General features: G+C 59.7%; 33 protein-coding genes, 2 tRNA genes and 1 riboswitch. Of the genes, 12 read left to right on the top strand and 23 right to left on the bottom strand.

The genetic code is table 11. The annotated features are described in order from the left end of the window. Positions 1-36: 36 nt before the first annotated feature. From AACZ26_RS06170 to msrA, 3 genes are all read right to left on the bottom strand, one after another. Positions 37-519: a single-stranded DNA-binding protein gene (locus tag AACZ26_RS06170; protein WP_339619962.1), complete on the bottom strand. Its 483-nt coding sequence runs from the start codon at positions 517-519 to the stop codon at positions 37-39. Positions 520-723: 204 nt separating this feature from the next. Next, entirely contained in the window at positions 724-936 is a 213-nt protein-coding gene (locus tag AACZ26_RS06165) for a methyltransferase (protein WP_339619960.1), read from the bottom strand. Between the two features lie 126 nt (positions 937-1,062). After that, on the bottom strand, positions 1,063-1,584 hold the full coding sequence (gene msrA, locus AACZ26_RS06160; protein WP_339619959.1) for a peptide-methionine (S)-S-oxide reductase MsrA: 522 nt from the start codon (positions 1,582-1,584) through the stop codon (positions 1,063-1,065). Between the two features lie 90 nt (positions 1,585-1,674). On the opposite strand from msrA, the gene AACZ26_RS06155 reads away from it, so the two are divergent. The 3 genes from AACZ26_RS06155 (at position 1,675) to AACZ26_RS06145 (ending at position 3,834) form a co-directional block, all read left to right on the top strand. Beyond that, positions 1,675-2,682: an aldo/keto reductase gene (locus tag AACZ26_RS06155; protein ID WP_339619957.1), complete on the top strand. Its 1,008-nt coding sequence runs from the start codon at positions 1,675-1,677 to the stop codon at positions 2,680-2,682. 158 nt (positions 2,683-2,840) lie between these two features. Further along, complete coding sequence (locus AACZ26_RS06150; RefSeq protein ID WP_339619956.1) at positions 2,841-3,086, top strand: hypothetical protein; 246 nt, start codon at positions 2,841-2,843, stop codon at positions 3,084-3,086. A 55-nt stretch (positions 3,087-3,141) separates the two neighbouring features. Further along, positions 3,142-3,834 carry a hypothetical protein gene (locus tag AACZ26_RS06145; RefSeq protein ID WP_339619955.1) on the top strand — a complete coding sequence of 231 codons (693 nt, stop codon included), beginning with the start codon at positions 3,142-3,144 and terminating at the stop codon, positions 3,832-3,834. 21 nt (positions 3,835-3,855) lie between these two features. Here the strand turns inward: AACZ26_RS06145 and AACZ26_RS06140 are convergent, their stop codons facing one another. The 5 genes from AACZ26_RS06140 to AACZ26_RS06120 form a co-directional block, all read right to left on the bottom strand. Further along, on the bottom strand, positions 3,856-4,281 hold the full coding sequence (locus tag AACZ26_RS06140; protein WP_339620642.1) for a hypothetical protein: 426 nt from the start codon (positions 4,279-4,281) through the stop codon (positions 3,856-3,858). Further along, positions 4,278-4,730 (bottom strand): DUF1801 domain-containing protein, encoded by a 453-nt coding sequence (locus tag AACZ26_RS06135; protein WP_339619954.1) that lies wholly within the window; start codon positions 4,728-4,730, stop codon positions 4,278-4,280. The genes AACZ26_RS06140 and AACZ26_RS06135 overlap by 4 nt, the downstream gene beginning before the upstream one ends. 23 nt (positions 4,731-4,753) lie before the next feature. Further along, a tRNA-Arg gene (locus AACZ26_RS06130) sits at positions 4,754-4,826 on the bottom strand. A 34-nt stretch (positions 4,827-4,860) separates the two neighbouring features. Then, positions 4,861-5,163, bottom strand: coding sequence for a thioredoxin family protein (locus tag AACZ26_RS06125; RefSeq protein ID WP_339619952.1), 303 nt, complete (start codon positions 5,161-5,163; stop codon positions 4,861-4,863). Further along, positions 5,141-5,419 carry an oligoribonuclease gene (locus tag AACZ26_RS06120; protein ID WP_339619950.1) on the bottom strand — a complete coding sequence of 93 codons (279 nt, stop codon included), beginning with the start codon at positions 5,417-5,419 and terminating at the stop codon, positions 5,141-5,143. Before AACZ26_RS06120 ends, AACZ26_RS06125 begins: the two co-directional genes overlap by 23 nt. 67 nt (positions 5,420-5,486) lie before the next feature. Here AACZ26_RS06120 and orn point away from each other — a divergent pair, with 67 nt between their 5' ends. The 4 genes from orn (at position 5,487) to AACZ26_RS06100 (ending at position 7,390) form a co-directional block, all read left to right on the top strand. Beyond that, the gene (orn, locus tag AACZ26_RS06115; RefSeq protein ID WP_339619948.1) at positions 5,487-6,107 is read left to right on the top strand and encodes an oligoribonuclease; all 621 of its coding nucleotides are present in this window, start codon (positions 5,487-5,489) and stop codon (positions 6,105-6,107) included. Between the two features lie 46 nt (positions 6,108-6,153). Beyond that, positions 6,154-6,229, top strand: a tRNA-His gene (locus AACZ26_RS06110). A gap of 149 nt (positions 6,230-6,378) precedes the next feature. Next, on the top strand, positions 6,379-6,729 hold the full coding sequence (locus AACZ26_RS06105; RefSeq protein ID WP_339620641.1) for a metallopeptidase family protein: 351 nt from the start codon (positions 6,379-6,381) through the stop codon (positions 6,727-6,729). 70 nt (positions 6,730-6,799) lie between these two features. Next, positions 6,800-7,390, top strand: a complete 591-nt coding sequence (locus AACZ26_RS06100) for a hypothetical protein (RefSeq protein WP_339619946.1) — start codon at positions 6,800-6,802, stop codon at positions 7,388-7,390. On the opposite strand, the gene AACZ26_RS06095 is transcribed toward AACZ26_RS06100, so the two are convergent. The 4 genes from AACZ26_RS06095 to AACZ26_RS06080 form a co-directional block, all read right to left on the bottom strand. Beyond that, positions 7,387-7,896 carry an ATP-binding protein gene (locus tag AACZ26_RS06095; RefSeq protein WP_339619943.1) on the bottom strand — a complete coding sequence of 170 codons (510 nt, stop codon included), beginning with the start codon at positions 7,894-7,896 and terminating at the stop codon, positions 7,387-7,389. The genes AACZ26_RS06100 and AACZ26_RS06095 overlap by 4 nt on opposite strands. A gap of 67 nt (positions 7,897-7,963) precedes the next feature. After that, positions 7,964-8,719 (bottom strand): energy-coupling factor transporter transmembrane component T, encoded by a 756-nt coding sequence (locus tag AACZ26_RS06090; RefSeq protein ID WP_339619942.1) that lies wholly within the window; start codon positions 8,717-8,719, stop codon positions 7,964-7,966. Next, entirely contained in the window at positions 8,716-10,080 is a 1,365-nt protein-coding gene (locus AACZ26_RS06085; protein WP_339619941.1) for an ABC transporter ATP-binding protein, read from the bottom strand. The genes AACZ26_RS06090 and AACZ26_RS06085 overlap by 4 nt, the downstream gene beginning before the upstream one ends. A gap of 71 nt (positions 10,081-10,151) precedes the next feature. Next, positions 10,152-10,784 (bottom strand): ECF transporter S component, encoded by a 633-nt coding sequence (locus tag AACZ26_RS06080; RefSeq protein ID WP_339619939.1) that lies wholly within the window; start codon positions 10,782-10,784, stop codon positions 10,152-10,154. A 30-nt stretch (positions 10,785-10,814) separates the two neighbouring features. Then, a riboswitch (TPP riboswitch) is annotated at positions 10,815-10,925 on the bottom strand. A 27-nt stretch (positions 10,926-10,952) separates the two neighbouring features. Here AACZ26_RS06080 and AACZ26_RS06075 point away from each other — a divergent pair. Then, the gene (locus AACZ26_RS06075; protein ID WP_339619938.1) at positions 10,953-11,879 is read left to right on the top strand and encodes an LLM class F420-dependent oxidoreductase; all 927 of its coding nucleotides are present in this window, start codon (positions 10,953-10,955) and stop codon (positions 11,877-11,879) included. 20 nt (positions 11,880-11,899) lie between these two features. Here AACZ26_RS06075 and AACZ26_RS06070 read toward each other — a convergent pair whose 3' ends face one another. From AACZ26_RS06070 to AACZ26_RS06055, 4 genes are all read right to left on the bottom strand, one after another. Further along, entirely contained in the window at positions 11,900-12,751 is an 852-nt protein-coding gene (locus AACZ26_RS06070; protein WP_339619937.1) for a DUF3097 domain-containing protein, read from the bottom strand. Then, positions 12,748-13,191 carry a VanZ family protein gene (locus AACZ26_RS06065; RefSeq protein ID WP_339619936.1) on the bottom strand — a complete coding sequence of 148 codons (444 nt, stop codon included), beginning with the start codon at positions 13,189-13,191 and terminating at the stop codon, positions 12,748-12,750. The genes AACZ26_RS06070 and AACZ26_RS06065 overlap by 4 nt, the downstream gene beginning before the upstream one ends. 101 nt (positions 13,192-13,292) lie before the next feature. After that, entirely contained in the window at positions 13,293-13,799 is a 507-nt protein-coding gene (locus AACZ26_RS06060) for an SRPBCC family protein (protein ID WP_339619935.1), read from the bottom strand. Continuing rightward, positions 13,784-15,148 (bottom strand): glucose-6-phosphate dehydrogenase, encoded by a 1,365-nt coding sequence (locus AACZ26_RS06055; RefSeq protein ID WP_339619934.1) that lies wholly within the window; start codon positions 15,146-15,148, stop codon positions 13,784-13,786. Before AACZ26_RS06055 ends, AACZ26_RS06060 begins: the two co-directional genes overlap by 16 nt. 345 nt (positions 15,149-15,493) lie before the next feature. On the opposite strand from AACZ26_RS06055, the gene AACZ26_RS06050 reads away from it, so the two are divergent. The 4 genes from AACZ26_RS06050 to AACZ26_RS06035 are packed head-to-tail and all read left to right on the top strand — an operon-like array spanning position 15,494 to position 17,703. After that, the gene (locus AACZ26_RS06050) at positions 15,494-15,934 is read left to right on the top strand and encodes a hypothetical protein (protein WP_339619932.1); all 441 of its coding nucleotides are present in this window, start codon (positions 15,494-15,496) and stop codon (positions 15,932-15,934) included. A 57-nt stretch (positions 15,935-15,991) separates the two neighbouring features. Then, positions 15,992-16,480, top strand: a complete 489-nt coding sequence (locus tag AACZ26_RS06045) for a thioredoxin family protein (protein WP_339619931.1) — start codon at positions 15,992-15,994, stop codon at positions 16,478-16,480. 6 nt (positions 16,481-16,486) lie between these two features. Continuing rightward, complete coding sequence (locus AACZ26_RS06040; protein WP_339619930.1) at positions 16,487-17,236, top strand: cytochrome c biogenesis protein CcdA; 750 nt, start codon at positions 16,487-16,489, stop codon at positions 17,234-17,236. Positions 17,237-17,283: 47 nt separating this feature from the next. Then, complete coding sequence (locus tag AACZ26_RS06035) at positions 17,284-17,703, top strand: DUF1761 domain-containing protein (RefSeq protein ID WP_339619929.1); 420 nt, start codon at positions 17,284-17,286, stop codon at positions 17,701-17,703. 54 nt (positions 17,704-17,757) lie between these two features. Here the strand turns inward: AACZ26_RS06035 and AACZ26_RS06030 are convergent, their stop codons facing one another. The 7 genes from AACZ26_RS06030 to AACZ26_RS06000 all read right to left on the bottom strand — a co-directional run bounded on the left by AACZ26_RS06030 (position 17,758) and on the right by AACZ26_RS06000 (position 24,415). Continuing rightward, complete coding sequence (locus AACZ26_RS06030) at positions 17,758-18,054, bottom strand: DUF1905 domain-containing protein (protein ID WP_339619927.1); 297 nt, start codon at positions 18,052-18,054, stop codon at positions 17,758-17,760. 61 nt (positions 18,055-18,115) lie between these two features. Further along, the gene (locus AACZ26_RS06025; protein WP_339619925.1) at positions 18,116-19,144 is read right to left on the bottom strand and encodes an alpha/beta hydrolase; all 1,029 of its coding nucleotides are present in this window, start codon (positions 19,142-19,144) and stop codon (positions 18,116-18,118) included. Positions 19,145-19,207: 63 nt separating this feature from the next. Further along, a complete protein-coding gene (locus tag AACZ26_RS06020) occupies positions 19,208-19,759 on the bottom strand; it encodes an OsmC family protein (RefSeq protein ID WP_339619924.1) in 552 nt (183 codons plus the stop codon). 145 nt (positions 19,760-19,904) lie between these two features. Further along, the gene (locus AACZ26_RS06015; RefSeq protein ID WP_339619922.1) at positions 19,905-21,299 is read right to left on the bottom strand and encodes an MFS transporter; all 1,395 of its coding nucleotides are present in this window, start codon (positions 21,297-21,299) and stop codon (positions 19,905-19,907) included. A 167-nt stretch (positions 21,300-21,466) separates the two neighbouring features. Next, complete coding sequence (locus AACZ26_RS06010) at positions 21,467-21,799, bottom strand: glutamyl-tRNA amidotransferase (RefSeq protein WP_339619919.1); 333 nt, start codon at positions 21,797-21,799, stop codon at positions 21,467-21,469. Positions 21,800-21,861: 62 nt separating this feature from the next. Further along, entirely contained in the window at positions 21,862-23,379 is a 1,518-nt protein-coding gene (gene gatB / locus AACZ26_RS06005) for an Asp-tRNA(Asn)/Glu-tRNA(Gln) amidotransferase subunit GatB (RefSeq protein ID WP_339619917.1), read from the bottom strand. After that, positions 23,372-24,415 carry a DMT family transporter gene (locus AACZ26_RS06000; protein ID WP_339619915.1) on the bottom strand — a complete coding sequence of 348 codons (1,044 nt, stop codon included), beginning with the start codon at positions 24,413-24,415 and terminating at the stop codon, positions 23,372-23,374. The genes gatB and AACZ26_RS06000 overlap by 8 nt, the downstream gene beginning before the upstream one ends. Positions 24,416-24,421: the final 6 nt, after the last annotated feature.

Here is a 24,421-nt window from a genome sequence, read left to right as displayed (position 1 = left end):
CGCATCAAGTCTAGATTGCTTGCGCGCACGATCCACTCAGAATGGTTTCTCTGCACCGCTTCCCGCCGAGATGAGCTCGCCGTCTTCTGAACCATTGGCGTCGGCGTCAGCATCCGGAAACTTGTCGGCGCTCTCGGTGTCGTTGCTCGCCGGGCCCACGGTCGAAATGGTGCGCGAGAACTGCGCTGTGCCCCACATCAAGTCGTGACCGAGAGAGTCCGCCTCGATCTCGATGTTTGTTCCGCTGCGGTCGGCGTTCTCCCACTCGCGGATACGGAGGCGACCCGCAAGAACGACGCGGTCCCCCTTGCCGATCGACGTCGCGCTGTTAATCGCGAGCTGGCGAAACGCGGTGACCGTGTACCAGTTGGTTTCGCCATCGACCCACCGCTGATTGCTGCGGTCAAAACGGCGCTGCGTTGAGGCAAGGCGAAACGAGGTGATGGGCAAGCCCTCGCTCGTCACGATGTGCCGCGGGGTTGTGGCGACAAGGCCCGAAACGGTAATGGTGTCTGACATATCTGCTCCTAGATCAGGGTCGCGCAGAGAATTGCGCGACCGAAGGGGAAACAGATGCGGGCCGACACTCGTGCCGGGAAGCCGACCCGGCATCCGTCTGACACCAGTTTTCTTGGCTAACGCCGGGAGCCGCCGCGGCAACAGCGATCTGTGGATCCGTCTGCTGCCGCAGCCATGGTTAGGAGAAGTCGGCTTCTGCCGGTTCTAGTGCTCGCGGAACTCCGGCCACGCCGTGCCGGGCAACAGGCTCGCGTGAAGAGCAGACTTTGCGGCATCCAACGTCGGATACACCGCTCGATAGTCTTCGTCTTTCAATAACTTGAAGGTGAACCCGTCTGTCACCCGGTGAACCGAGCCAACTGCTCCTGCCTGAGTAAATGCAACCCAGGTTTGTCCGGTCAGAGTGTGATTAGTCATTTCCGAACCTCCTTCGAATTAAGGGAACGACGCCAGTGTCGCTCGCTTACGACCGTACGCCGCCTCGCGACGAAGATAAAGACCTTCGTGACGAAACGGCGTACGTGTCGCAGCGTTGCGAGCGAACTACTTGATGTAGCTCGAGAACGACGAGCGGATCTTGTTGACCTTGGGCAATGCCACCGCCATGCAGTAGCCCTGACCAGGGTTCTTCGCGAAGAAGTCTTGGTGATAGTCCTCCGCGTTGTAGTAGGTGTCGAGCGGTTCGATCGTGGTCACGATGCCACCGTCCCAGTATTCGGATGCGCGATCTCGGGCAGCCTCAAACAGTGCCTTTTGCTCTTCGCCGACGTAGAACATCGCCGAACGATACGACGTGCCGACGTCGTTACCCTGCCTGTTGAGCTGGCGCGGGTCGTGGAGGGTGAAGTACACGTCGAGGATGACCTCGTCGGGAATGACCTCGGGGTCGAACGTGACAGCAACCGCTTCGGCGTGACCCGTTGTTTCGGTGCACACCAGTTCGTAACTGGGATTGGGCACTGAGCCGCCGGTGTAGCCGGAAACTACGTCAGTGACGCCGTTGAGGGTGCGATAAACCGCATCGAGGCACCAGAAACAGCCGCCTGCGAGATGAAATGTGTGCATTACTTGAGCCTACTTTCTTGGGCTGGATGTCTCATACAACGCTCATTCAACGCTCCGTGTTCCCTCAGTTGCTGGGCATATGCTGAACGCATGCCTTATGACGCCTCACCCCACCGCTACGATTCCACCGAATACCACCGTGTAGGTCACAGTGGCCTCAAACTTCCCGCAATCTCTCTCGGATTGTGGAACAACTTTGGTGCCGATCGCCCGCAAGCGACGCAGCGCGCCATTCTTCGCCGCGCTTTCGACCTGGGAATAACGCACTTCGACCTCGCGAACAATTACGGCCCCGAGATCGGCGCAGCAGAAAGAAACTTCGGCGAGATTTTCGCCGACGACTTCGAGCCGTACCGCGACGAAATGATTGTCTCGACCAAAGCCGGCTACACAATGGGCGAAGGTCCTTATCAAGACTTCGGATCGCGCAAGTATCTGATCTCCTCACTCGACGCGAGCCTCGACCGGATGGGTCTCGACTACGTCGACATCTACTACCACCACCGCCCTGACCCCGAGACCCCCATCGAGGAGACCATGGGTGCCCTCGCAACCGCGGTCAACTCCGGCAAGGCGCTCTACGTGGGGGTTTCGAACTACAACCCCGAGCAGACGCTTGCTGCTCACGAGGCACTCGCTGAATATGGCATCCCGCTGACCATTCACCAGCCCCGCTACAACATGTTCGATCGCCACATCGAAGACGGGCTCTTCCCCGTTCTCGATCAAATCGGCGCCGGCAGCATTGTATTTTCCCCGCTCGCTCAGGGGCTTCTTACTGACCGATACATGGATGGCACGATCCCTGACGGTTCGCGTGCCGCTGAGGGCCGCTGGCTCCAGCCGGGTCCGCTCAGCGACACGTACCTCCAGCGTGTACGCGCCCTCAACGAGATTGCTCAGAAGCGTGGGCAAAGTCTCGCGCAGCTTGCTCTCACGTGGGTGCTGCGCCATCCGCAGGTCACGTCGGCTCTCGTCGGCGCAAGCAGTGTTGCTCAGCTGGAGAACAACTTTGCAGCCCTTGAAGGACCAGCATTGACGGATGACGAACTCGCCGCTATCGAGCCGCTTGCGGTCGACGGCACGACTCTTCGGTAGTCGACACACAGCAGCGGCAGGGGCCGGGTTCAGCGCACCATGCGCGGAGCCCGGCCCCTGCGCTTGCCGCGGTCGTGGAGCCCAACAGCACAATGTCAGTGTTCGAACATATATTCGAACTACTCGATACTCGTGCCCAGCGACTGAAGGAGCTCCCCATGACCACTCTCGACTTTGCCGGCCCCGCGCAATCAATCCGCTCGGGGATCGTGACAGTCCAACTGAACGACGATTTGTGGCGCATCACCCGCCCCGACGGAGAGGTGTTGGGTTACGTGCACCGCTGGGCCTCGGCTGCCGGTTCGCGGTATCAGGCCAAGCGCATGCTGCAGCGGCAACGCCGCTTCTTGCCGCTCGGAGATTTCTGGACGATCGATGATGCTTTGGATATCTTCCGGTTTTGATGGGACGCGCCTGTCGCTCTGCGTCTGCAGTGCGTAGCGGGGTTACAGTGCCAACATGATTCTTGAGTGGTGGAACGATCTCATTGACTGGTTTAACTCCGATCAGGGGTGGACATTCGTTACGGGTGCGCTCGTGCCTTTCCTGGCGATAGTTGTCGGAGGAATCATTGTCGGCATGATCGCGCGCTCGTCGCTGCGTCGCCTCATTGCTCAGCAAGATCGCCAAGCAAAAGCAGCCGCCGTCGCAGCACTCATCGCTTCTGGCCGCCGCGCCGCCGTCTGGAGCACTCTCTCCGCTGGCGAAAAAGAACACGTCGATCACCAAGCGAGCGAAGCAGAAGTTCGAGTGCGACTCCTCCCCCTCAAGGGCGCAAACATTGCCGCCGACTGGGCTGCGCACAAGCTCGCCGCCATGAAAAAGAACTCGGTCAATTACAGCTTCCAGGCCGAGCAAGACTTGGCAGAGCTGCAAGACGGACTCATTGAGTGGCAGGCTCGCCCCGGCCGCGCCAAGAAACTCTTTTCACAAGACCTCACGAGTTGGAAGTACGAAACAGGCGAAGCCGAAGACGAACTCGTAGTGAAGCAGCAAGAGTGGGCTTCACGGCAGGCAGCAGAAGGCGCAGCAAAACCAGCACCGTCGACTGCGAGTTCAGCACCGTCAACACCGTCGAGCACGACCTCAGATTCCGCGCAGAAGGCGCCAGAAACCACGCCAACGGTAGTCGTCACCACCGACCGCAACTAGCCGGCGAAAGGGCCTCGCGCGTTAGGCGTCGGGTCCTTCAACCGCGACGACACGAGCCGACCACGGACAAAACCGGTCTGAAGTGACGATCTCATCTTCGACATGCTGCGGTATTCCATCACACACTTCAATTGTGACGTTCGCGAATTCTAAGGTTGCCGGATCAATGTGCCACGACCACGGCGCATTCACGCTCGAATCACCGCGCACGACAACGCCGTTGGGGATTGCCGCGAGGCTCTCCCCCGCCAGCAATCCTTTGGCGTGCTCCACTAGCTCCGGAGTGGCCAACTCGATCCTGAATTGTTCCCCGCCAGCAACCTCAAAAGTAGCGACCGTTGGTTCGGGGCCCGAACTGCATCCAGCCACAACCAACACCACTGGCAAAATCGAGACGACGACAGCGAGCCTGGCTAGACGCAAACCGCCCCTGCTGCGAGAAATCATCTCCACCGTTCAGTTGCCTCTGCCTCAGCATCGTAATCGAAACGCCCTACCTCGTAGCTGCGCGTCAGCAGTTCTTCGAGAACTGCAAGATCGACATCGTCAAGCTTTGTGACGTAGAGGCAGCCCACGGCAAGCTCATGCTTCCCGAGGCGTTCTAAGAGATCAGGGAACTCACGAAAATTGCGCGCCGTGTAAAACGAGATCTTCGCCTTACGGGGAGAGAAACCAATCGTGGCGGTGTCGCCTTCACGCCCAGTGGCGTAGCGATAATGGCTTGAGCCGAATCCAACAATCGACGAACCCCACATTACGGCGGGCTGGCCGGATGCTCGAGAGAAGATCTCCACGAGAGTTTCTGCTTCGGCACGGCGACGATCAGTGGGAATCTCAGCGATGAACTCCTCGACCCTCACCGCTGTCACAGCAGTCTTGTTCGGCTTGTTAGTCACGCGACCGTCCCCTTTGTTGCGGGTGCCCTCGGCAGGATTCGAACCTGCGACCAAGAGATTAGAAGGCTCCTGCTCTATCCCCTGAGCTACGAGGGCGGGGTATACGGCTTAAACGATAGCGTGTCGACCGCTATACAGCTTTCGCGAGCGCCACAAGCATCTGGTTGAGCGTCGGCGCACCCTGAGCGCGAAACACTTCTTCGCCCTCCGCCGAGATAATCACGATCGTCGGAGTCGACGTGATTCCGGCCTGCTCGGCTCGATCGGACTCACGTGCGACATCCAATTCGGCATAGGTGACCGCGGGCACAAGGCGCGCCACCTCATCGAGGGTGCGACGCGCCGTTGCACACGGATCACAAAAAGCAGACGAAAAGAACAGCACCGTTGGCTGTTCACTGGTGGTGCTGTTAGAGGTCGTTTCGTTCGTCAAGGTCTTCCAGAGGTTCGCTATCGGCCTGATCCCACGTGTAGGTCACGTGGACTTTATCGCCGACCTGCTTCGCTACCGGGGAGTCGTAACGCAATTGCGTCTCCGAGCCTTCGGCATCTGCAGCGATCAGGGTCACATAATCATCCCATCCTGCTTCGGTTGCAATGCGCGTATCGTTCTGGCCGTTGTAAGGACCGCCAACAAAGAACACGATGTACTCGTCGCCGTGCGCGAGTGTGGGAGTTGTTTCGCTCATACCCTCAGGTTTAGCAGACAAGAGTGGGCGAACGCTGGTGACATTTCATCGGCGGTAGAATCAACACATGGCATCACACGCTGATTATCTGGTTTGGATCGACTGCGAGATGACGGGGTTGGATGTCGAAATCGACGAACTCGTCGAAGTTGCGGTCGTGATCACCAACTACGACCTCGTTCCCGTCGATGAGGGAATGACGATCGTCATCAAGCCAAGCGAAGCGGCCCTCGACAATATGGGCGAGTTTGTCACCGCAATGCACACCTCGAGCGGCCTCATTGAAGAAATGCCTCATGGCGTCTCTCTCTCCGAAGCAGAAGCTACGGTGAGCAACTACATCCGGCAGCATGTGCCGAACCCGCGCACTGCGCCGATGGCAGGAAACACGATCGGCACCGACCGCACATTCTTGGCGAAATACATGCCGAGCGTTGATACGCACCTCCACTACCGCAGTGTCGATGTTTCTTCGATCAAGGAATTGTCGAAGCGTTGGTTCCCGCGCGTTTACTTCAATGCCCCCTCGAAAGATGGCGGACACCGTGCACTGGCGGACATTCTGGAATCGATCCGTGAGCTGGATTACTACCGAAAAGCAGTGTTTGTTGGCGAACCAGGACCGACCACAGAGCAAGTTCAAGCAATTTCTGCTGACGTAGTGGACGGATTCGCCTCGCGGCTGTAATACACTAGTAGAGTTGCTTCTCGCCGAAAGGTGAAAGACAACCTTGGTGGGCGTAGCTCAGTTGGTAGAGCGCTGGCTTGTGGAGCCGGATGTCGCGGGTTCGAGCCCCGTCGTTCACCCCAAGAAAACAGTGGTTTGGCACGCGTAATCTCGCGCATAGCCAAGCCACTGTTTTATTTAACGACACGTTTATTTAGCGACAAGTCGCAGCGTGACTAAACACCAAGTCGGCAATTCACGCTCAGCACGCTACTACTGGCAAGGTGTAGTCATGGAGAACCTCAACGAGGAAGAGTTTGAGGCACTCGTTGTTGACGAACTTGATGCGCTCTCCGACGAGATCGTCGAGGGGCTCGACAACGTTGTTTTCGTGACCGAGAACCGCCCTGAAGATGGCTCCCTCTCGGTACTCGGTCTCTACGACGGTGTTGCCCTCACCGAACGCGGACAATATGGCTTCGGTGAACTCCCCGATCGCATCATCCTGTTTCGGGAGCCACTTCTGGCTGTCAGCGAATCGCTAGACGACCTCAAAGAACAGATCCACATCACGCTCGTGCACGAAATCGCCCACTATTACGGCATCGACGACGAGCAATTGAACGAACTCGGCTGGGCCTAGCTGTCGTTGAGCAGTCTTGCGGTCATGAACGCGTAGGATTTCGTGAGTGTCACGAACCTCAGGAGGATTGATGATTTCGAGCAAGCGCGCGAGTGCGTTGGCAGTAGCCCCTGCGATCATGCTGGTGTTGACCGGTTGCGCCCTGATCGAACCTGCCGATACCAGCGAGCCGCCTACCGCTATGGAAGTGTGCGCGCAGGGTCACACGTGGTCGCTCGACACCGCTGATCTTTCTGAGAAACTTCTCGCGTCGTTGCCCTCTGAAGACGTTCCTGCCAAGGCAGTAGAACCCAGCGGAGGACAAACCCTCACCTGGGACAAAAACGGCGCGGTCACGATCGAGTCTGATCTTGTGTTCACGATCACAGCCGAGCCCAAAAAAGACCAGACCATGATCATTACGCAGTCGTACACGGGCACCGTCAAGGGCAAAGCGCTCATCAACGTCGACGTGGCGATCCCCCAAAACTGGGATGTCTCGGACTACACCGTAGAAACCTCGGCGACTATCGCTGATGAGCCCGTTGAAGAGCTGGCCTACACCATCCCGCGCAGCGACTTCGATGACGTTGTCGGGCTCATCCTTACGTGTGAGGCTGACGTCATGACGATCAACCCGCGGGGAACCGACCTCATCCAGATCTGGGCAAAGGCTAGCTAGCGTCGGTCAAACCACCGAGAGATATCGACTCCGTCAACAATCTCGTCCGCTAACTCTCGCGGTTTTTCGCGTTCGATGAAGCTCAGCTCTTGCCGAGCCCACCGGTCCCAGTGCGGAGCATAGGTGTCTCCATCTCTGTCGAGCGCGCGCTTCTTGCGTGCCTCGTCGTCAAGGTCTACCCAGATGCTGTGGTCGACAAGGGGCTTCGAGGCGCGGCTGAGACACCCGATTCCCTCGATCACAATGGGGCGCCGGGCATCCAGCTCGTGCCACTGGCCGGGCGAACCTTTAACCCAGTTCCACTCTCGCCAGCGCAGTTGCGTGAGGATGCGAGGGACAAGGGCGCTAGCGGCATCCAGCCCGTCCCACCCTGGATAGAAATCGTCGAGCTTGACGAGTTGAACCTCGGGCCAAGCTGCAGCCATCGCTCGCCCGAGCTCGGTCTTGCCTGAACCGGAGCGCCCGTCGATGAGACAGCGCCAACGCGGCGAAGGCAAGCCACGCACTTCAGATCCTCCTGACGAAGGCGCGAGGGAACGCGCAACTGGGAGCGGCGAACAGGGCTCGGCAGAATCAACTGACAATGAGATTCCAACTTCCCGTAAGCACAGCAACAACGGTAGCGGCAATGCCGATAGCTACACCTACGAGAAGAGTGAGCCACTCGGCACCGCCCCAGTGCGATTCGCGTGCCCACGTGCGGGACGTTGCGCCGCCGAAACCCCGTGCTTCCATCGCAATAGAGAGCTTGCTTCCGCGTCGGATCGATAACACAAGCAAGGCGAACGCTTGCCCGAAAAGGCGACGGATCCTGCCGCGGTCAGCGACACCGCGAGCGCGCCGGGCACGTTCTAGCGAGCGCCAATCCTCCACGAAGAGGCCGACCATCCGCACTGCCGCTAGCGCGCCGAGAACAAAACGATCGGGCAACCGAAGCCGCTGTGCGAGACCATCGGCGAAGTCCGTGGGATCAATAGAGATGAAGAGCACAACGGCGGGCAGGCCGATAGCGAGCACCCGCAGGAAGGTCGCCAGCGCAAGCTCGATCGAGCCATCGCTGATACGGATGAGAAGGAACTCGAAGTAGACCTCGCCCTCGTAGCGGCCGTACAGGAGGATGGTGAGAGCGGTGAGCGGTGCGGCGATCCACACCGGCAAGGTACGAAGCCAGAAACGTCGTGGCTCAATGCCGAGGAAAGCAATAATCGCTAGTTCGAGAACAAGCGCAGTACTCGCAGAGACCCAGTCGATCGTGACGATCAGGAAGAGACTCACAATGAGCCCCGCTCCTAGCTTGGCTACGGGATTCACGGCCGTGATGGGGATCACGTGAGCACCACCGTAGAGTCTGCGAGCGCGTCGAGGAACTCACGATCGTGACTGACGGCGATGACGCTGCTGCCGTCATCCACTAGCTGGGCAAGGAGTGCAAGAAGTTCACTCCACGTGCGGGAATCTTGGCCGAAGGTTGGTTCGTCGAGCACGAGCACTGGAGGGCGCGTAGCAAGGGCTGTAGCGACGCTGAGACGACGTTTCTCGCCACCAGAGAGGGTGAATGGGTTTGCTTCAGCTAGCCGGTCGAGGCGCAAACGCGTGAGTAGTTCATCTACTCTGTCGCGCGTTTCAGCGGCGGAAAGTTTCAGCGCCCGCGGGCCAACTTCAAGTTCGGCGCGGACCGTGCTCGTCAGCAACTGATGCTCTGGATCTTGAAAAACGGTGCCGATGCGCGTGAGTAGTTCGCGAGACTTCCACCGAATCGGATGCACGCCAGCACCCTTCGCGAGTGCAGGGTTCGCGACCACAGCACCGTCTACCGGTGCGAGTAGCCCGCCGAGTGTCAACGCGAGGGTGGATTTTCCCGCGCCGTTCGGTCCAGTGATAGCGAGGGCATGACTGCTAAGAATTTCGTGGTCGAACGGGATTCCGATGGCTTTATTGGCGCGGCCGAATGCGAGTCGGTCTGCTGTGAGGAGCGTGTGCTGCTCTGCCCGCACTGAGCGTTGAGGTCGCGGTGGCGGAAACTGCGGAATCCAGACCCCGCGCGCGGCAAGCTCTTCACCTTGGCGCGAAAGCACTTCCGCTGGCGCTCCGTCAGCGATGACGCCCCCACCGGCGGCAAGCACAACGATTCGGTCGACAACATCGCTCCACACCGACACGCGATGCTCGACAACCACAATGGTTGCGCCGGTCGCTTCAGCAACCCTGATCACGGCATCCCGAACTTCGGTGACTCCTTCGGGATCAAGGTTGGCGGTGGGTTCATCGAGCACGATGAGTCCCGGCCGCATGGCAAGCACACCGGCGAGCGCAAGCCGCTGCTTCTGCCCGCCGGAGAGCGCACTCGTGTTTCGATCCAAGGCAACGTCGAGCCCGACCTGATCGAGACTGTGGCGCACTCGTGGCCAGATCTCGTCGCGCGGCACCCCGAGGTTTTCGCACCCAAATGCGACGTCGTCACCAACGCGCTCCAGAATCACCTGGCTGTCGGGGTCTTGAATCACCAGGCCAGTGCGACCGCGAATGGATGCCGGATGCTGGCCATCTACGAGAAGGGAACCTTCTGACTCCCCTTCGTCGTCACCGACCACCCCGGCAAGGGCGTGGAGGAATGTCGACTTTCCTGCCCCGGACTCCCCCAAGATAAGCACTCGTTCGCCCGGTTCGATGCGCAGATCGAGGCCGCGCACTGCCCAGGCGAGCCTGCTGGAGTGGCGCCACCCCCATCCTTCTACGGTGACGCCAGCAGGAGTGACGGAGCTCAGACTCGCTTCGCAATCTCACGACCGGCACCGAAACGGTTGAGCGCTCCGGTTGCTGCGAGCCCTCGAGTGGCAAGCCACGACAGCAGGCCTGCGATCAGCATTCCGCCGACGATGGCAGCAGCGGTGTAAATCAGGATGAACGGCAGTGCCGAGCCGGGGTACCAGAGGATGAGGTCGGTCATGGCCATGGCAAGCCCGGCGCCAGCACCGGCGAGAATGGCACCGCTCACCCGCCAGTTGGCGTAGAGGAATGCCGCGAACACGAGCTCAGCGCCGAGACCTTGCGTGACGCCACTCACGAGCGTCAGGGGGCCCCACTGGTTGCCGATGAGCGCAGAGACGGATGCCGCGACAACTTCGCCGTAGATGGCCGCACCAGGCTTGCGGATGACGAGGGCCGTGAGCACACCGGCGAACAGCCAAAAACCCCCGCCGATTGCTTGCAGGCCCGGCAGGAGCGCAGAGAACGGAGCGAGCGCCGGCGTCGACGCAACGTTCCAGATGACGAAGATCAGTCCGCTCGCAACACCGATGACGCTGGCGACGACAATATCGATGACGCGCCACTGAAAACGCGATCCCGGAGTCGATGGGCGAGTAGTTGACGAGGATGATGCTGTTGTGGTCACTTTCGTGCCTTTCACTAGTGAATGGCACGGGTTTCAAGAGTGTCTGCTCCCTGCGCTGGCATGATCCAGATCAGGTTCGACGGTCGAAGCTTGGAGAAGCTCCCTCTCAGCCCGGCTCACCGGACTCCCGTGTTCGCCTCCCAGTCTAATCATCAATAGGCTCAGACGATGGACTTCCGCATCTTTACCGAACCTCAGAACGGCGCGAGCTACACCGATCAGCTCACGCTGGCGCAAGCAGCTGAGTCACTCGGGTTCACCGGCTACTTTCGATCGGACCACTATCTGACGATGGATGACCGCAACGGTGGCATTCCTGGACCGACTGACTCGTGGACGACCTTGGCGGGGCTTGCGCGCGAGACGTCCACCATTCGGCTCGGCACGCTCGTGTCATCGGCGACCTTCCGGCATCCGGGAATTCTGGCGATTCAGGTTGCTCAAGTCGACGATATGTCTGGCGGGCGGATCGAGCTGGGTCTGGGCACCGGCTGGTTCGAGCGTGAACACGAAGCCTATGGAATCCCTTTTCCTGCCAAACGATTCGGGCTGCTCGAAGAACAGCTCGACGTGATTACGGGCATCTGGGGCACCGAACCGGGGAAAATGTTCTCCTATGAGGGAAAGCACTACACCCTGACCCAGTCCCCCGCGCTGCCCAAACCGGTTCAGAGCCCGCTGCCGATCATCATCGGAGGCAGCGGCCCGAGCCGCACCCCCGCGCTGACAGCCACATTCGCCGCCGAGTACAACGCGGGGTTTGCAACGGTTGCCCCGCTCAAAGAACGCCTCGACCGCGTTCAGGCGGCCTGTGAAATGATCGACAGAGACCCGTCAACGCTCGTACTCTCGATTGCGGGCACAACAGCCGTCGGCGCTACGGAAGCTCAGATCGATACGCGGGCCACTGCGGCGAACAGCACGGCCGAAAATCTTCGCCACACCGGCTTTGCGGGCACAGCTAGCGAAGTGGTCGACAAGATCTCTGAGCTGAAAACACTCGGCTTCACCCGTGTGTACTTTCAGGTCATGGATTTCCACGACCTGGACCAGCTCGACTTTCTCGCTCGCGAAGTGCTCCCTCAGCTCGACTAGAAGGGTCGACGCGATTATCGCTAGGAGTCTTGGTCGACCGTCACAAAGTCGATCAAGTGCTCGACCCGTCCGAGCAGCGCAGGCTCAAGGTCGCCGTAGTTCTTCACTTTCGAGAGGATAAACTGCCACGCCCGCGCGATGTCGGCTTGATCCGCGTGCGGCCACCCAAACGCCTCGCAGATTCCGTGCTTCCACTCGATCGTGCGCGGCACGGTGGGCCAGGCAGTGATTCCGAGACTGTGAGGTTTGACCGCCTGCCAGACATCCACAAATGGATGCCCGACCACGAGCGCGTGCTTGCCATACTTGCCGCGCCCCACGGCTTCTGCAATCCGGCTCTCCTTCGACCCGGCAACAAGATGATCGACGAGGATGCCCAGCTTGCGTTCGGAGGTAGGCGCAAAGTCCGCGACGATCGCTTCGAGGTCATCAATGCCGCCGAGGAACTCGACGACAACTCCCTCGGCGCGTAAGTCGTCTCCCCAGACCTTTTCTACGAGCTCAGCGTCGTGGCGCCCCTCGACGTAAATGCGACTCGCGAGAGCCGTGCGAGCGCGCTGCTCAGGCGCCGCGAATGAACCTGACGCTGTCTTGCGAGTGGCAGCCGCACCGACTTTAGGAGCTGGTTTGACCAACTCCACAGCAACACCATCGATCAAATAGCCGCTGCCGAGCGGAAAGGCGCGCGAGCGGCCGCTCCGATCTTCGAGTTCCATGAGGCCATCGGTGAAACGAACGAGCGCGCCCACGTAGCCGTCGGCCAACACTTCAATAACCATGCCGGGCTCGATTGGCACTTTCGGAAGCACAGCGGGGCCTCGCTGGATGCTGAAATCGGCGAGAACGTCGTGGGAGTAGCGGTCGTCAGTCACCGATCGAGGTTAAGTGGTGTTGCAGCGTTGCCGGCGGAGGCGCGACGAGTGGTCGCGAGGTTCGTGGTGGGCGTCGCGCGCCGACGTGCGGGGCTTTCGGCATGTTCGCGCAGTATCGCGACGACCACAGCCACTGAAACACCGATACCCGCTCCGATACTGGCGAGCAGAATGTCGACGACACTTGCATAGCCTGCGGGCATCCACACGGTTTGCGCCGCTTCTAGCCACGCTCCCGCGACGATACTGAAGGCGAGTGCAGCCCACCATCGGCGTCGGCCAAACATACCGACAAGAAACAGCCCGACGGGGATAAAGGCGATGGTTTTCCATAACCAGAAACGATCATCACCGCCTGGCGCAATCACGAAAGCGAGACTCGCCAAAGCGGCGAAATACAGCGCGGCCGCGGCGGCAACTGCGAATCTCGATCGGAACATACCAACATTGTCACAAGTGCAACTTCGTGCAAGTTGTGAGAACGATGCGTACCGGGTGTGAACGGCTCACAATCACACAACGATTCAGTAACTGAGCTGACTTAGTTCGCGGCGAGCCGCTCAATCTCACGCGCGATGGGCGGCAAAACGCGGCGCATGTAGCGCCCCCACCAGAGGCGAACAATGAGCCACACGATCCAGCGGCGGGCCGGTTTAGCGAAGAAGGTGTAACTCCACGAGATGCGGGCACCGGGGATGCTGTCGTCGAAACGCCACTCTGCGCGGGCACCGGAGACCAGCATCCCGAACAGCTTCTGAAAGTCGGCGAGTTCGTAGGCGAAGAAGCTCGGCAGCTCCGTGTCGGTGATCGTTTCAACGACGTGGCCGCTGTCGGAGAGAACCAAACGACGGGTGCGGCCGACGGTGTCCCAGGAACCCGACTGGTCTAATACCGCGACGACTGCCGGTAGCGGGCCGAACCGGGGATAAAACTCAGTCGGATCCAGCGGACCCGATAGTTCATAAGCCTGACGAGCGCTCGCTCGCGTGAGCGCGCTTGCACGAGCGATCACCGCACGTTCCATGCTGCCGGTCACGACGTGCTCCATGCTTCGGGCCCCGTCGACCCTGCGGGGTATTCCTCAAGAGGAACTCGATCGTTGCGAAACGCGTCAAGCACAGGCGCCACAATGCGCCAACACTGTTCGGCGACATCGCCCCGCACAGAAAGCACAGGATCGCCGTCGATGAGCGACGCGATGACCTCACCATAGGCACTCATCGCGGCGTCGCCGAGAGTTGTCGTCAGCTGGGTTCGGTCGAGCGTGAATGGGTCACCCTCACCATTGATGATGAGGTCGAGTTCGAGCGTCGCCGGCTTGATGGAAATCGTAAGCTTGGCAGGCTCCGCGCTACCCGTCAGCCCGTTGGGCAAATGCGGCACTGGCGCGAAAGTAATGACGATATCTTGACGCGCATCTCCGAGCGCTTTACCCGAACGCAGCACAAAGGGAACGCCGGCCCAGCGCCAGTTATCGATCTCAAAAGTTACTTCGGCGAGGGTTTCAGTGCCCAATTGAGCGTCAACACCCTCTTCGTCCACGTAGGCCGGGAGACGACGGTCGCCGATGGTTCCCGCCGTGTAGCGGGCGCGACGCGCACACGTGCCATCCACGGATTGCACGCGAGTCGCGCGGAGCACCTGTGCCATCGATCCGCGCAAATCTTCCGAACTCACGCTCGCTGGCGGCTCCATAGCTGTGAGGGCGAGCACCAGCAACAAATGGCTCTGGATCATATCGACGACGGCACCCGCATGGTCGTAATAGCCCGCGCGCCCTTCCAATGCGAGAGCCTCATCAAAAATGAGCTCCACCTTCGCCACGTTTGGCGCAGCCAATAGCGGCTCAAAGACCCGATTCGCGAAACGGAGTCCCAACAGGTTCAGCACAGTCGACTTGCCCAAGAAATGATCAACCCGAAAAACTTGCTCTTCAGGAACAATGGTCTGCAGCAGACGGTTGAGATCACGAGCACTCGCCTCATCACTACCGAACGGCTTTTCGAGCGCAAGCACGATTCCCTCGGGCAACGTCACTGTCGCCAAGACCGACACAACTTTTTGCGCGATCGCCGGCGGCAGAGCGAAATACAGCGCCACGCGACCCGACGCCGACGAGATCAGGTCGCGCAAGGCGTCCGGGTCAGTGACATCGGCCTGAACGTAGTGCGACGCACTCGCCACGGCGTCAGCCGCGGAAGAAACGGTGCCCGCGAATGAGGTAGCCACTCGCGCACGCCACTTCGAGTCATCCATCTCTTGACGATCGACTCCAACGAGAGTGAGCGAGTGAGCGTCGTCGCTCGCCAGATAGGAGGCGAGCCCGGGCAACAGCAGCCGAGATGTAAGGTCTCCGCCCGCGCCCAAGACGATCAGTGTGTCAATCCGTGCCGTCATTTTGCACTCTCTGCTCGATACCTCTACAACGTATTCTCGGTCGAATTTCTATTCCCAGTATCACCCTGACGTCTCGACGCTTGCTGCAGCGGCACAGCATGTGCGAATGCCTTAGCGGTAAAAACCCTGCACACTTCGACGCTGAATCCCGTCGACGAGACAATGTGCACGTCGTGCCCGCCGAGCTGAGCTTTTTCCGTGATCCGACGTTAGCGCAGCACGATGTTGCATCGGGAAAAACGGGGCAATCGAGCACGACTGAGCAAAACCAGCCATGACACCAAAACGCGGGTGATTTGGGCGCTTCGCGGGACAAGGGGCCATCTGACTCGCTACGGTTTGGATATGAAATCGTGGAGGGACGCGCTCAACGCCGAGCAGCAGGCTGACGTTGATCGAATACTCGACTCGTCGCTCAATGTGGCGCGCAATCATTTGAGTCACGCCAGCGAGTTCATGACGTTCGCACTCATGACCGATGCGACCGGACGAGTGCTCGAGATGTCGGCTGATGAAGCGCTCAAGAAAAAACACTTGGATGCCAACGCCCTCATCGCTCAGACCGTGACGCAGTTGCGCCAATTGGCAGCAATCTCTCGGTGTAGCGCGATCATCTCAAACACTCGCATCACATCGATGAAGTCAGACGCAATTGAGGTTCGTATCGAGCACAAGGCAGGGGCGGCCCTCATGGTTTTGCTCCCCTACACGCGGGCACGATTCACCGGCGCGCTCACTTTTGGCGAACTCAAGTTGTATTCGCACACTGCTGAAGTCTGGGTATAGGCTCAAAATTTCGCTCCCGACAATCGTTGCGAACGATGCCGTGCGTTACTAGAGGGCATGAACACGCGAATTGTCGCGGTCGTAGTCACACTCGCCGTCATCGTCATCGCAGCCGTGTCGATTGTCGCAGTCCAGAACTCCAACGATGCAAACGACTCCCCGGCATCGACCGGCGGCTCTCCCTCGTCGGAGTACTCCGCCGTCACAGACGAGAGCGCAGCGCCCGTCAACGATGGGGGCGGTGCCTACGTCGATTACAGCCCGAGCGCCATCGCAGATGCCGATGGCCGTGTCCTCCTGTTCTTCCACGCCACGTGGTGCCCACAGTGCGTTTCTGCAGATGGCGACATCAAGGCCTCGGGTGTTCCCTCGGGTATCACAATCGTGAAAGTCGACTACGACACGAATCAGGACCTCCGCGCCAAATACGGGGTGACTCAGCAAACAACATTCGTTGAGGTCGATTCCAGCGGAGAGAAAGTTAACGACAACTTTGTTGCCTATGCCGAGCCGACGCTGAACGCCGTTCTCACCGCGTTCAACTAGACCGCAATGCTCAGTCTCCTTCTTCTCTCGTTCGTTGCGGGAGTCCTCACGGTCGCGGCCCCCTGCGTGCTTCCCCTGCTCCCGGTGATCGTGGGCGGTTCGATCGCACGCACGAGCAGTGACGACACCGTTGCCGAGCGGCAATGGTTTCGTCCCGTCGTTATCGCGGTGAGTCTGGCTGGCTCGGTCATCCTCTTCACGTTGCTTCTTAAGGCGACAACCGCGCTCCTGGGAATTCCACAATTGGTGTGGCAGATAATCGCTGGCGGCATCCTCATCATCTTCGGCCTCACTCTGCTGTTCCCGGCGCTCTGGGAGCGTTTCATGCTGGCCACGGGTATCCAGAATCGAACCAACGAGGCGCTGAACCGGTCGTACTCCCGCGGCGGCCTCGGCGGAGATGTGATTCTCGGAGCCGCCCTCGGTCCCACGTTCAGCAGCTGCTCCCCCACCTACGCACTCATACTCGCGACAGTGCTTCCCGTCTCGTTTAGCGAGGGTCTGCTCTATATCGTCGTGTACGCACTTGGTCTCGCCATTGCCCTACTCCTGATCGCGTTCTTAGGCCAGGCCTTCGCGAGAAAACTGGGTTGGCTCGCGAACCCCAACGGTGTCTTCAAGCGCGTCATCGGAGTGCTCGTGATTATCGTCGGCCTTGCCGTGATCCTGGGTCTCGACAAGCAGTTCCAAAGTTATGTTCTCGAGCAGGGCTGGTATGACCCAGTTCAGAGATTCGAAGAGAGCATTACCGGCTGAGTTTTCGAAGAGTATGATTCGGCCACCACTATCAACCGGAGGCTGCCATGGTTCCCGAAATTAACTACATCGCCGTAATAGTTGCGACTCTCTCGAGCATGATCGTCGGCACCGTCTGGTATTCACCGCGAGTGTTCGGCAACTACTGGATGAAAGCCGCTGGCATCACGCCGACGGGAAATGCTGCGGATGCCATCCGACCGATCGTCGTGACCGTGATCGTCAGTTTCATCACGGCCTGGGTTCTCGCCGGCGCAGCTTTTATCGCGTTCGACTTTTACGGCGGCAGTTTCTTTGTGAACTCTCTGCTCACCAGCATCGTGCTGTGGGGCGGATTCACCGCTGCTCGATTCATCACTCACGATCAGTTTGATGGACGCCCCAACGGACTCACCGTTCTCAATGTGAGCCACGAATTCGTCACGATCGTGATCATGGCGCTGATCATTGGGGTGTGGCCCGCGTAGACACCGGGTTCGTCGAGCGACGAGGCCATCACGACGCTATGGGCGTTCCCGGCGCTAGAGCAGCTGAAGCGTCACGTCGGCCGTGTCCCCAGCTTCTAAGTCTTCAGCGCGCCGCACAGCGGCCTTGACGGGCAAGAAAAAGCTATCGGCGGGACTTCCGTTGGGAAAAATCGACGTCTTCCACGTTGTTGCGCCAATAGTGACCTCAACTGCGACTGCGCCGAAACCGCGCGGGGGCGTGGGAATGTCTTTGATCTCGACACCGACATCCGGCGGCACCTGCAGAAAGTGCACGCTCGGTTTGGACGCCCACGGCGTCAGTTCAGAGGTGAATTCGAACGCAGGCTTCATGCTTTGAGGCTATCTCTTTGGTGCGAGGCGTGACGGGAATGCCAACTCCAGCCAGTGAGCGTTATTGGTTGATGCCGTGCAGAAACTGCACTGTAGACGTAAAGGCAGAACGAGCTTGCTCGAAGTCAAGGTGGAACTGGTACTCATGCGGCAACTGCTCGACCTGATCGTCCGGATAGAACAGTGTTGTCGTCTCGACGCCCAGCTCGGTTAGCCTCTGAGCGAACGGCACCGATTGCGTAGCCGTGAGCGGGTCGGCGTTGCCTCCCGAGATCCACGTGCGCGGAAACTCTGCCGTCACGTCGTCGATGACCGACATCTGTTCCCCACCCGGGGTGTTCGACCAATCCTTCACACCGATATAGGCCCACAACGCTACGCGGAATCCCCAGCCGCCAAGCCCGGGCGCGTTCGGGATGCCGCTAACGTCGTAAATGCCGCAATTGAGTACGACAGCCTGAAGCTGATCTGCAGAGAGGCTTGGCGTCATTCCCATGGTTGACGCGAACGTGGGATTAGTGATGGCTGTAGCGAGCTGTGCACTCAGTTGCGAACCCGCTGAGTCCCCTGCGAACACGATGTTGTCTGGATCAATTCGCAGCCGATCAGCGTTGTCGAGGAGATACGCGAGTGCCTCATTGAGCTCAGTGATCGCCGCGGGATAGATCGCCTCCGGCGACACTGTGTAGTTCACTGCGACGACTGTGAAACCCTCAGCAGCAAGTTTGCGAACATACGGGGCGACATTCGACTTATCCCCCGAAATCCATGCTCCGCCGTGAATCCAGACGACTGTAGTGAGGGGTCCAGTTGAACCAGCCGGCGAGTAGACATCGAAAGAGGTATTCGTACCAGAATCGCCGTACTGCTCGTCGAGCGATTCAGTCAGGGGCACGTCGGTGGCGTAGCGCTCCATCTCGTCGACGGTCGAGGCAGCATCCTTGTCAAAAAGGGCTCGAATCATAAGAGTCGCTGGCCACGGGCTGAGTGTCCAGATGAGCCCAGCAATGACGCCGAGTGCGAGAGCGATGACACCGGCCTTGCTCGACCGCCGGCGAATCCAAGGACCACGTTCGAAAGTACGGCTCATGTTTGCAGCCTATCGGTGGTCTGATTGGCACACCAGAGAGACGTAAGTGCGTGCCGAAGGCTGCTAGCCCTTGACGAGTTGGCTCGTGATCGGCGTGGGGTTCGCAAACAAGTCGAGCACGGGACAGTGCGCATCAACTGCATCGCGAAGCTCCTCATAGCGTTCTTGTGACTCTGGCCCGGTGATTGTGATGTTGAGCCGAATTGAGCCGAAGCCATTGCGTACGTTCTCATCAACTCCGAACAGGCCGCGCACGTCGAGGTCACCTTCAGCCTTCACGGAGATATCGTCGAAGGGAATATCGAGGGCCTGAGCATAAAGACGAAAGACGACAACCTGGCACGCGATCAGCGCTCCGAGCGCGATCTCAACAGGGCTCGCGGCGAGGTCATCTCCGGCAAGCCCCTCCGGCTCATCAATGTGGAAGACATGCTTACCGGCTTTGAGAACAGTGCCGACAGAGCCTTCACCCTTACCCGTCACGGCATAGGTGAGTTCAGCAGCGGCCGGCTTCGCCGCGATGCGCGAGCTCCATGCTGCTCCCGCAGCAGTAAGTCGAGCGGCGCGGTCGGTGGCGATATCGGTGGACGTGGATGCAGAGCTGAGAAGTGTCATGGGGAGACGGTAATCTCAATCCTCCACCAAGGTGCGAGTGTGACGTAATAGCCCGACACACTGCTTAACATTGGGCGACTCGCACCTGCCCGCCTGGCCCTGATCGGCCGAATTCAGGAGCGTTGCCGTCAGCGCGAACGCAATGTCAGCGTATGCGCACCCGCAGCGCTACAGGAATGGACGCTACAGCCAAGACCGCAGCCAAGCCCAGAGCTGCGACGAATCCGGCGCCGTTCACGAGTCCGCCAACCGCGGCGAAAACGAGACCGCCGAAGGCAATCGCGACCGCGCCGCCCGCAGCATCCGCTATCGACAATGCAGCACTATTGAAGCCCTGATCGCGAACGCTCGAATGGCTAAGCACCAGCGTAGAAAGCCGCGGGAACGTGACGCCCATTCCCGCACCGGCGACAAGCCAACCAGCGGCGGCGATCCAGAGCGGGAGCGTGAAGAACGCCGTAATGAACTGAGTAGCAATACCGACGCTCAACAGCAGTGAACCGAGCACAACTACCCGACTATGCGACACCGACTCCGGCAAACGCCCCTGCAGGGCCGAACCAGTGGCCCACGACACTGCGCCGACCGTGAGGATGAGACCGGCAGCCCACGCCGGCAAGCCGTAGCGTTCGTTGAGAAGGTACGGCAAATACACCTCCGTGGAGAAGAAAGCGGCCGCAAAGACACCGCGCAACACGATCGTCGCGGGAAGCCCGCGTCGGAACTTTAGCGCCCCGGCAGGCAGCAAAGGGCGCAGCGCGATAATGGCAATAACGAATGCCCCAATCGCCAAGGGCCACGCGAGCGGCCCCTCCCGTTCACCGCCCAAGCTGATGCCCATGACGGCAACGGCGACCACGAGCGCCCAGGCGACGGCACGCTTGCCGGATGACTTCTCTCCCGTCGTCGCTGGTTGACTCAGCAACACACGTACCGCTGGCAAGATAGCAGCGCCCGCGGCGATCACGAGAAAAACGACCCCGAAAAACACCCAGTGCCAACTAATTTGCTCAGCGACGACCCCGGCGAGCGGTGGTCCGATTAACGAAGGCAGTACCCACGCAGAAGCGAAGAGCCCAAAGATCTTCGGATGCAGAACCGCGGGATAGAGGCGGGCAACGACGACATACAGCGCCACTATTAGCGCGCCCGAACCCAGCCCCTGCATGAAGCGCCCGACGATAAAAATACCCATCGTTCCGGCGAATCCGGCCACGAGCAGGCCCGTCATAAACACCACCATGGCGGCAACCAACGGCTTGGCAGGTCCGGTACGGTCCGACCATTGGCCCGCTAACACCATTCCGATGACGCTCGCGGCGAGGGTGCTCGAGAACGCGACAGAGTAGAGCGATTGGCCATCCAGATCGCGACTGATCGTCGGCATGATCGTCGTGACCGCGAGGGTCTCGAATGCTCCTAAGAAAATCAGCGCAAAAGCGCCAATCGTTGTCCACATCACCTGCGGCGAAAAAATGCTGGAGGGAACGGGGATAGGAATAGGACTCGTGGGGGTGCCCACCGGGGTATTGCTCGTCATGGTGTTGTGCTCTTCAGTAGTACGAAGCTACTGCAGACGGGGCGGATCGTCCCTCGTCAGGGCGGTGACTCAGTCACGCGCACTTACTGGCGGCTGCGGCGCTCTTTCAGTGTACGCCCGGCGAAGCTCAAAACCAACAAATTTGACTAAGTTGGAGTAGTTGGCCGCTACGAAATCTCGACAACAGTGCCCTGACCGAGTTCGTCAGCATCAGCATCCGTTTGCACCGCAAAGACACCCGTAGGAATGCCCGGCAGGTTCGCGACACGATTCGCAACACCCATCAGCGTTGACTCGTCAGCACCCGTAATCACGATGACATAGGCGTCATTGAAAACGTCGCCCTCTTCCACGACGAATACCTCGCCACCCTCATCGAGTTCGCTCGTGAACTCCACGAGTGATTCGATCCATGGGAAGCGGCTTTCGCCCTCCGCTACCTCAGTGTCAGCGGTAAGAGGAACATGGATCTCGACGACAAGCTCGGCAGTTTCAGACATGCCTCAACGGTACTGCCTACAACTGACGCTCGAGCAACACCCAGCGCAGTTCGCTGCAATCGCTAGGCAGTAGCAGCGCGCTCTAAGACCAATTCCCGAACGCGAGCAGCATCGGCCTGACCCTTCATCGCCTTCATCACAGCACCAATAACCGCGCCAGCAGCCTGCACCTTGCCCTCGCGGATCTTCGCAAGAACATCGGGCTGAGCAGCAAGAGCTTCATCGATGGCGGCGATCAGCGGGCCATCGTCAGACACGAGCTTGAGTCCGCGGCTCTCCACAACCTCGGCAGGAGAACCCTCGCCCGCAATAACACCCTCGAGAACCTGGCGGGCCAGACTGTCGTTGAGAACACCATCGTTGATGAGCGACACGAGAGCCGCAACATCCACGGGACTAATCAACGAACTTGCGTCAGCCCCCTGAATGTTCGCGAGTCGTGCAATCTCGCCAGTCCACCACTTGCGCGCCTGAGCAGCCGTAGTGCCCGCTTCAACGGTCGCCTCAATCTCGCTGAACAGCCCCGCATTGTTGACATCGCGGAACTCAAGGTCAGTGAAACCCCAAGCCTCTTGCAGGCGCTTACGGCGCTCGGCAGGGGGCTCAGGAAGAGCCGCGCGCAGCTCCGCAATCAGCTCAGCCGATGGCTCAACCGGAAGAAGATCGGGTTCAGGGAAATACCGGTAATCATCAGCGTCGCTCTTGGGACGACCCGCGCTCGTGACTCCGGTGTCTTCGTGCCAATGACGAGTCTCTTGGATGATCGTGCCGCCCTTGTGGAGAATGGCGGCCTGACGCTGAATTTCGTAGCGAACCGCGCGCTCGACGCTGCGCATCGAGTTAACGTTCTTGGTCTCGGTGCGCGTGCCCAGCTTTCCGGAACCACGCGGGCTCAACGAAATGTTGGCGTCACAACGCAAGTTGCCGCGCTCCATGCGTGCTTCAGAAATGCCCAGCGAACGAACAATGTCGCGAATAGCCGAGACGTAAGCCTTGCCGACTTCGGGAGCATCCGCTTCAGCACCCGTAATCATGTGCGTGACGATCTCGACGAGCGGAACACCAGCGCGGTTGTAATCAACCAGCGAGTACTCAGCGCCCTGGATACGACCTGTCGAGCCACCCACGTGAGTGAGCTTGCCTGCGTCTTCTTCCATGTGGGCTCGCTCAATCGGCACAGTGATCGTGCGACCACTCTCAAGCTCAATCTCGACCGAACCGTTGAACGCGATCGGCTCATCGAACTGGCTGATCTGGTAGTTCTTCGCCAAGTCAGGGTAGAAATAGTTTTTGCGGGCAAAGCGCGAACTTGGCGCGATCTCACAGCCAAGAGCGAGCCCCAGCGAGATCGAATACTTGACCGCCTCTTCGTTGACGACAGGCAGGCTGCCGGGCAAACCGAGATCAACCGGAGTGATCATGGTGTTCGGTTCACCATGCTCCGCACCGGCCGCAGCCGGGTTCGGAGCATCCGAGAACATCTTGGTTTGCGTATTCAACTCAACGTGCACTTCGAAACCGAGAACCGGTTCAAAGAGTTCGAGAGCTTTGTCGTAATCCATCAATTCAGCTTTAGCCACCAGATGATTGTACGTGGCGCAGCGGCACCGTATCGGTACCCGGTTCGAGCGGCGCGGATGCTGGAGCCAAAGTTGGTTCGTCATCTTCGCTCGGGAAAGCTTCCGCTTCAATCGTGAAGTCCCCGATCTCGTCGGACTTCTCGGAGCGGACGAACGCGATTCCCGCCAAAATCAGGGCCCCACCAATGAACTGCATAATCGACAGGTTCTCGCCGATCAGCAGCCAGGCGTAGATTGCGGCAGAGACAACCTCGAGCAAACCCACGAACGAGGCGAGTCGGGAGCCGAGCATCTCGCTCGCCATAATGCTCGTCGAATACGCAATACCGGTCGCGACGATACCCACGATGAGCAGCGGCACCCACCACGGAGCCACGAAACCCAGCACCGAGACATCCACCATCGGCATGTCGAACGGCACGATCCCGACGAGACCTACGAGGCCTAAGATGATGCCGCCGATCAGCAAGCCTGAAGCGGCGAGAGCAACAGCCGGCAGACCCTCGCTCGTGCGGGCAGCCACAACGTAGTAGACGGCGGCCCCGACCGCAGCGCAGACACCGAAAATAACGCCGATGGGGTCAAGCGAACCGGAGCCTTCAGGAGACACGACGAGGATTAGTCCGCCGAGCGCAACCACAGAGCCGATCAGCACGACCACTTTGGGAATGCGGCGAGTGGTCACCCAGGCGAATGCGACGAGAAGCAGCGGAGCCATGTACTCGAGCAGAATTGCGATCCCCACCGGAATGCGTTCTACAGCGGCGAAGTACACGAGCTGGGTGCCTGCGACACCGATAATGGCCATGAGTAGGATCCGGCTGCGCGCGTACCAGAGCGCGATCCACCGCCCCTTGAGGGCGACGATCGCGAAGGGAGCCAACACCGCGCCGCCGATGAGCACCCGAACCGTCACTGCTGCGGCCGGACTCCACCCCGCTTCGAGCACAGGCTTGATGAGCGCACCAGACAGCCCGAAGCTAGCTGCGGCGATAACCGCAATGAGCAACCCGAGGGTCGTGGTTGAGCGTTTCATGGTCGA

Origin of the sequence: uncultured Salinibacterium sp. (assembly GCF_963974405.1) — a bacterium.
In the GTDB taxonomy this organism is placed as follows: domain Bacteria; phylum Actinomycetota; class Actinomycetes; order Actinomycetales; family Microbacteriaceae; genus Rhodoglobus.
Note: the sequence above shows the minus strand (reverse complement) of the source record. Positions and strands in the feature narration are given on the sequence as shown.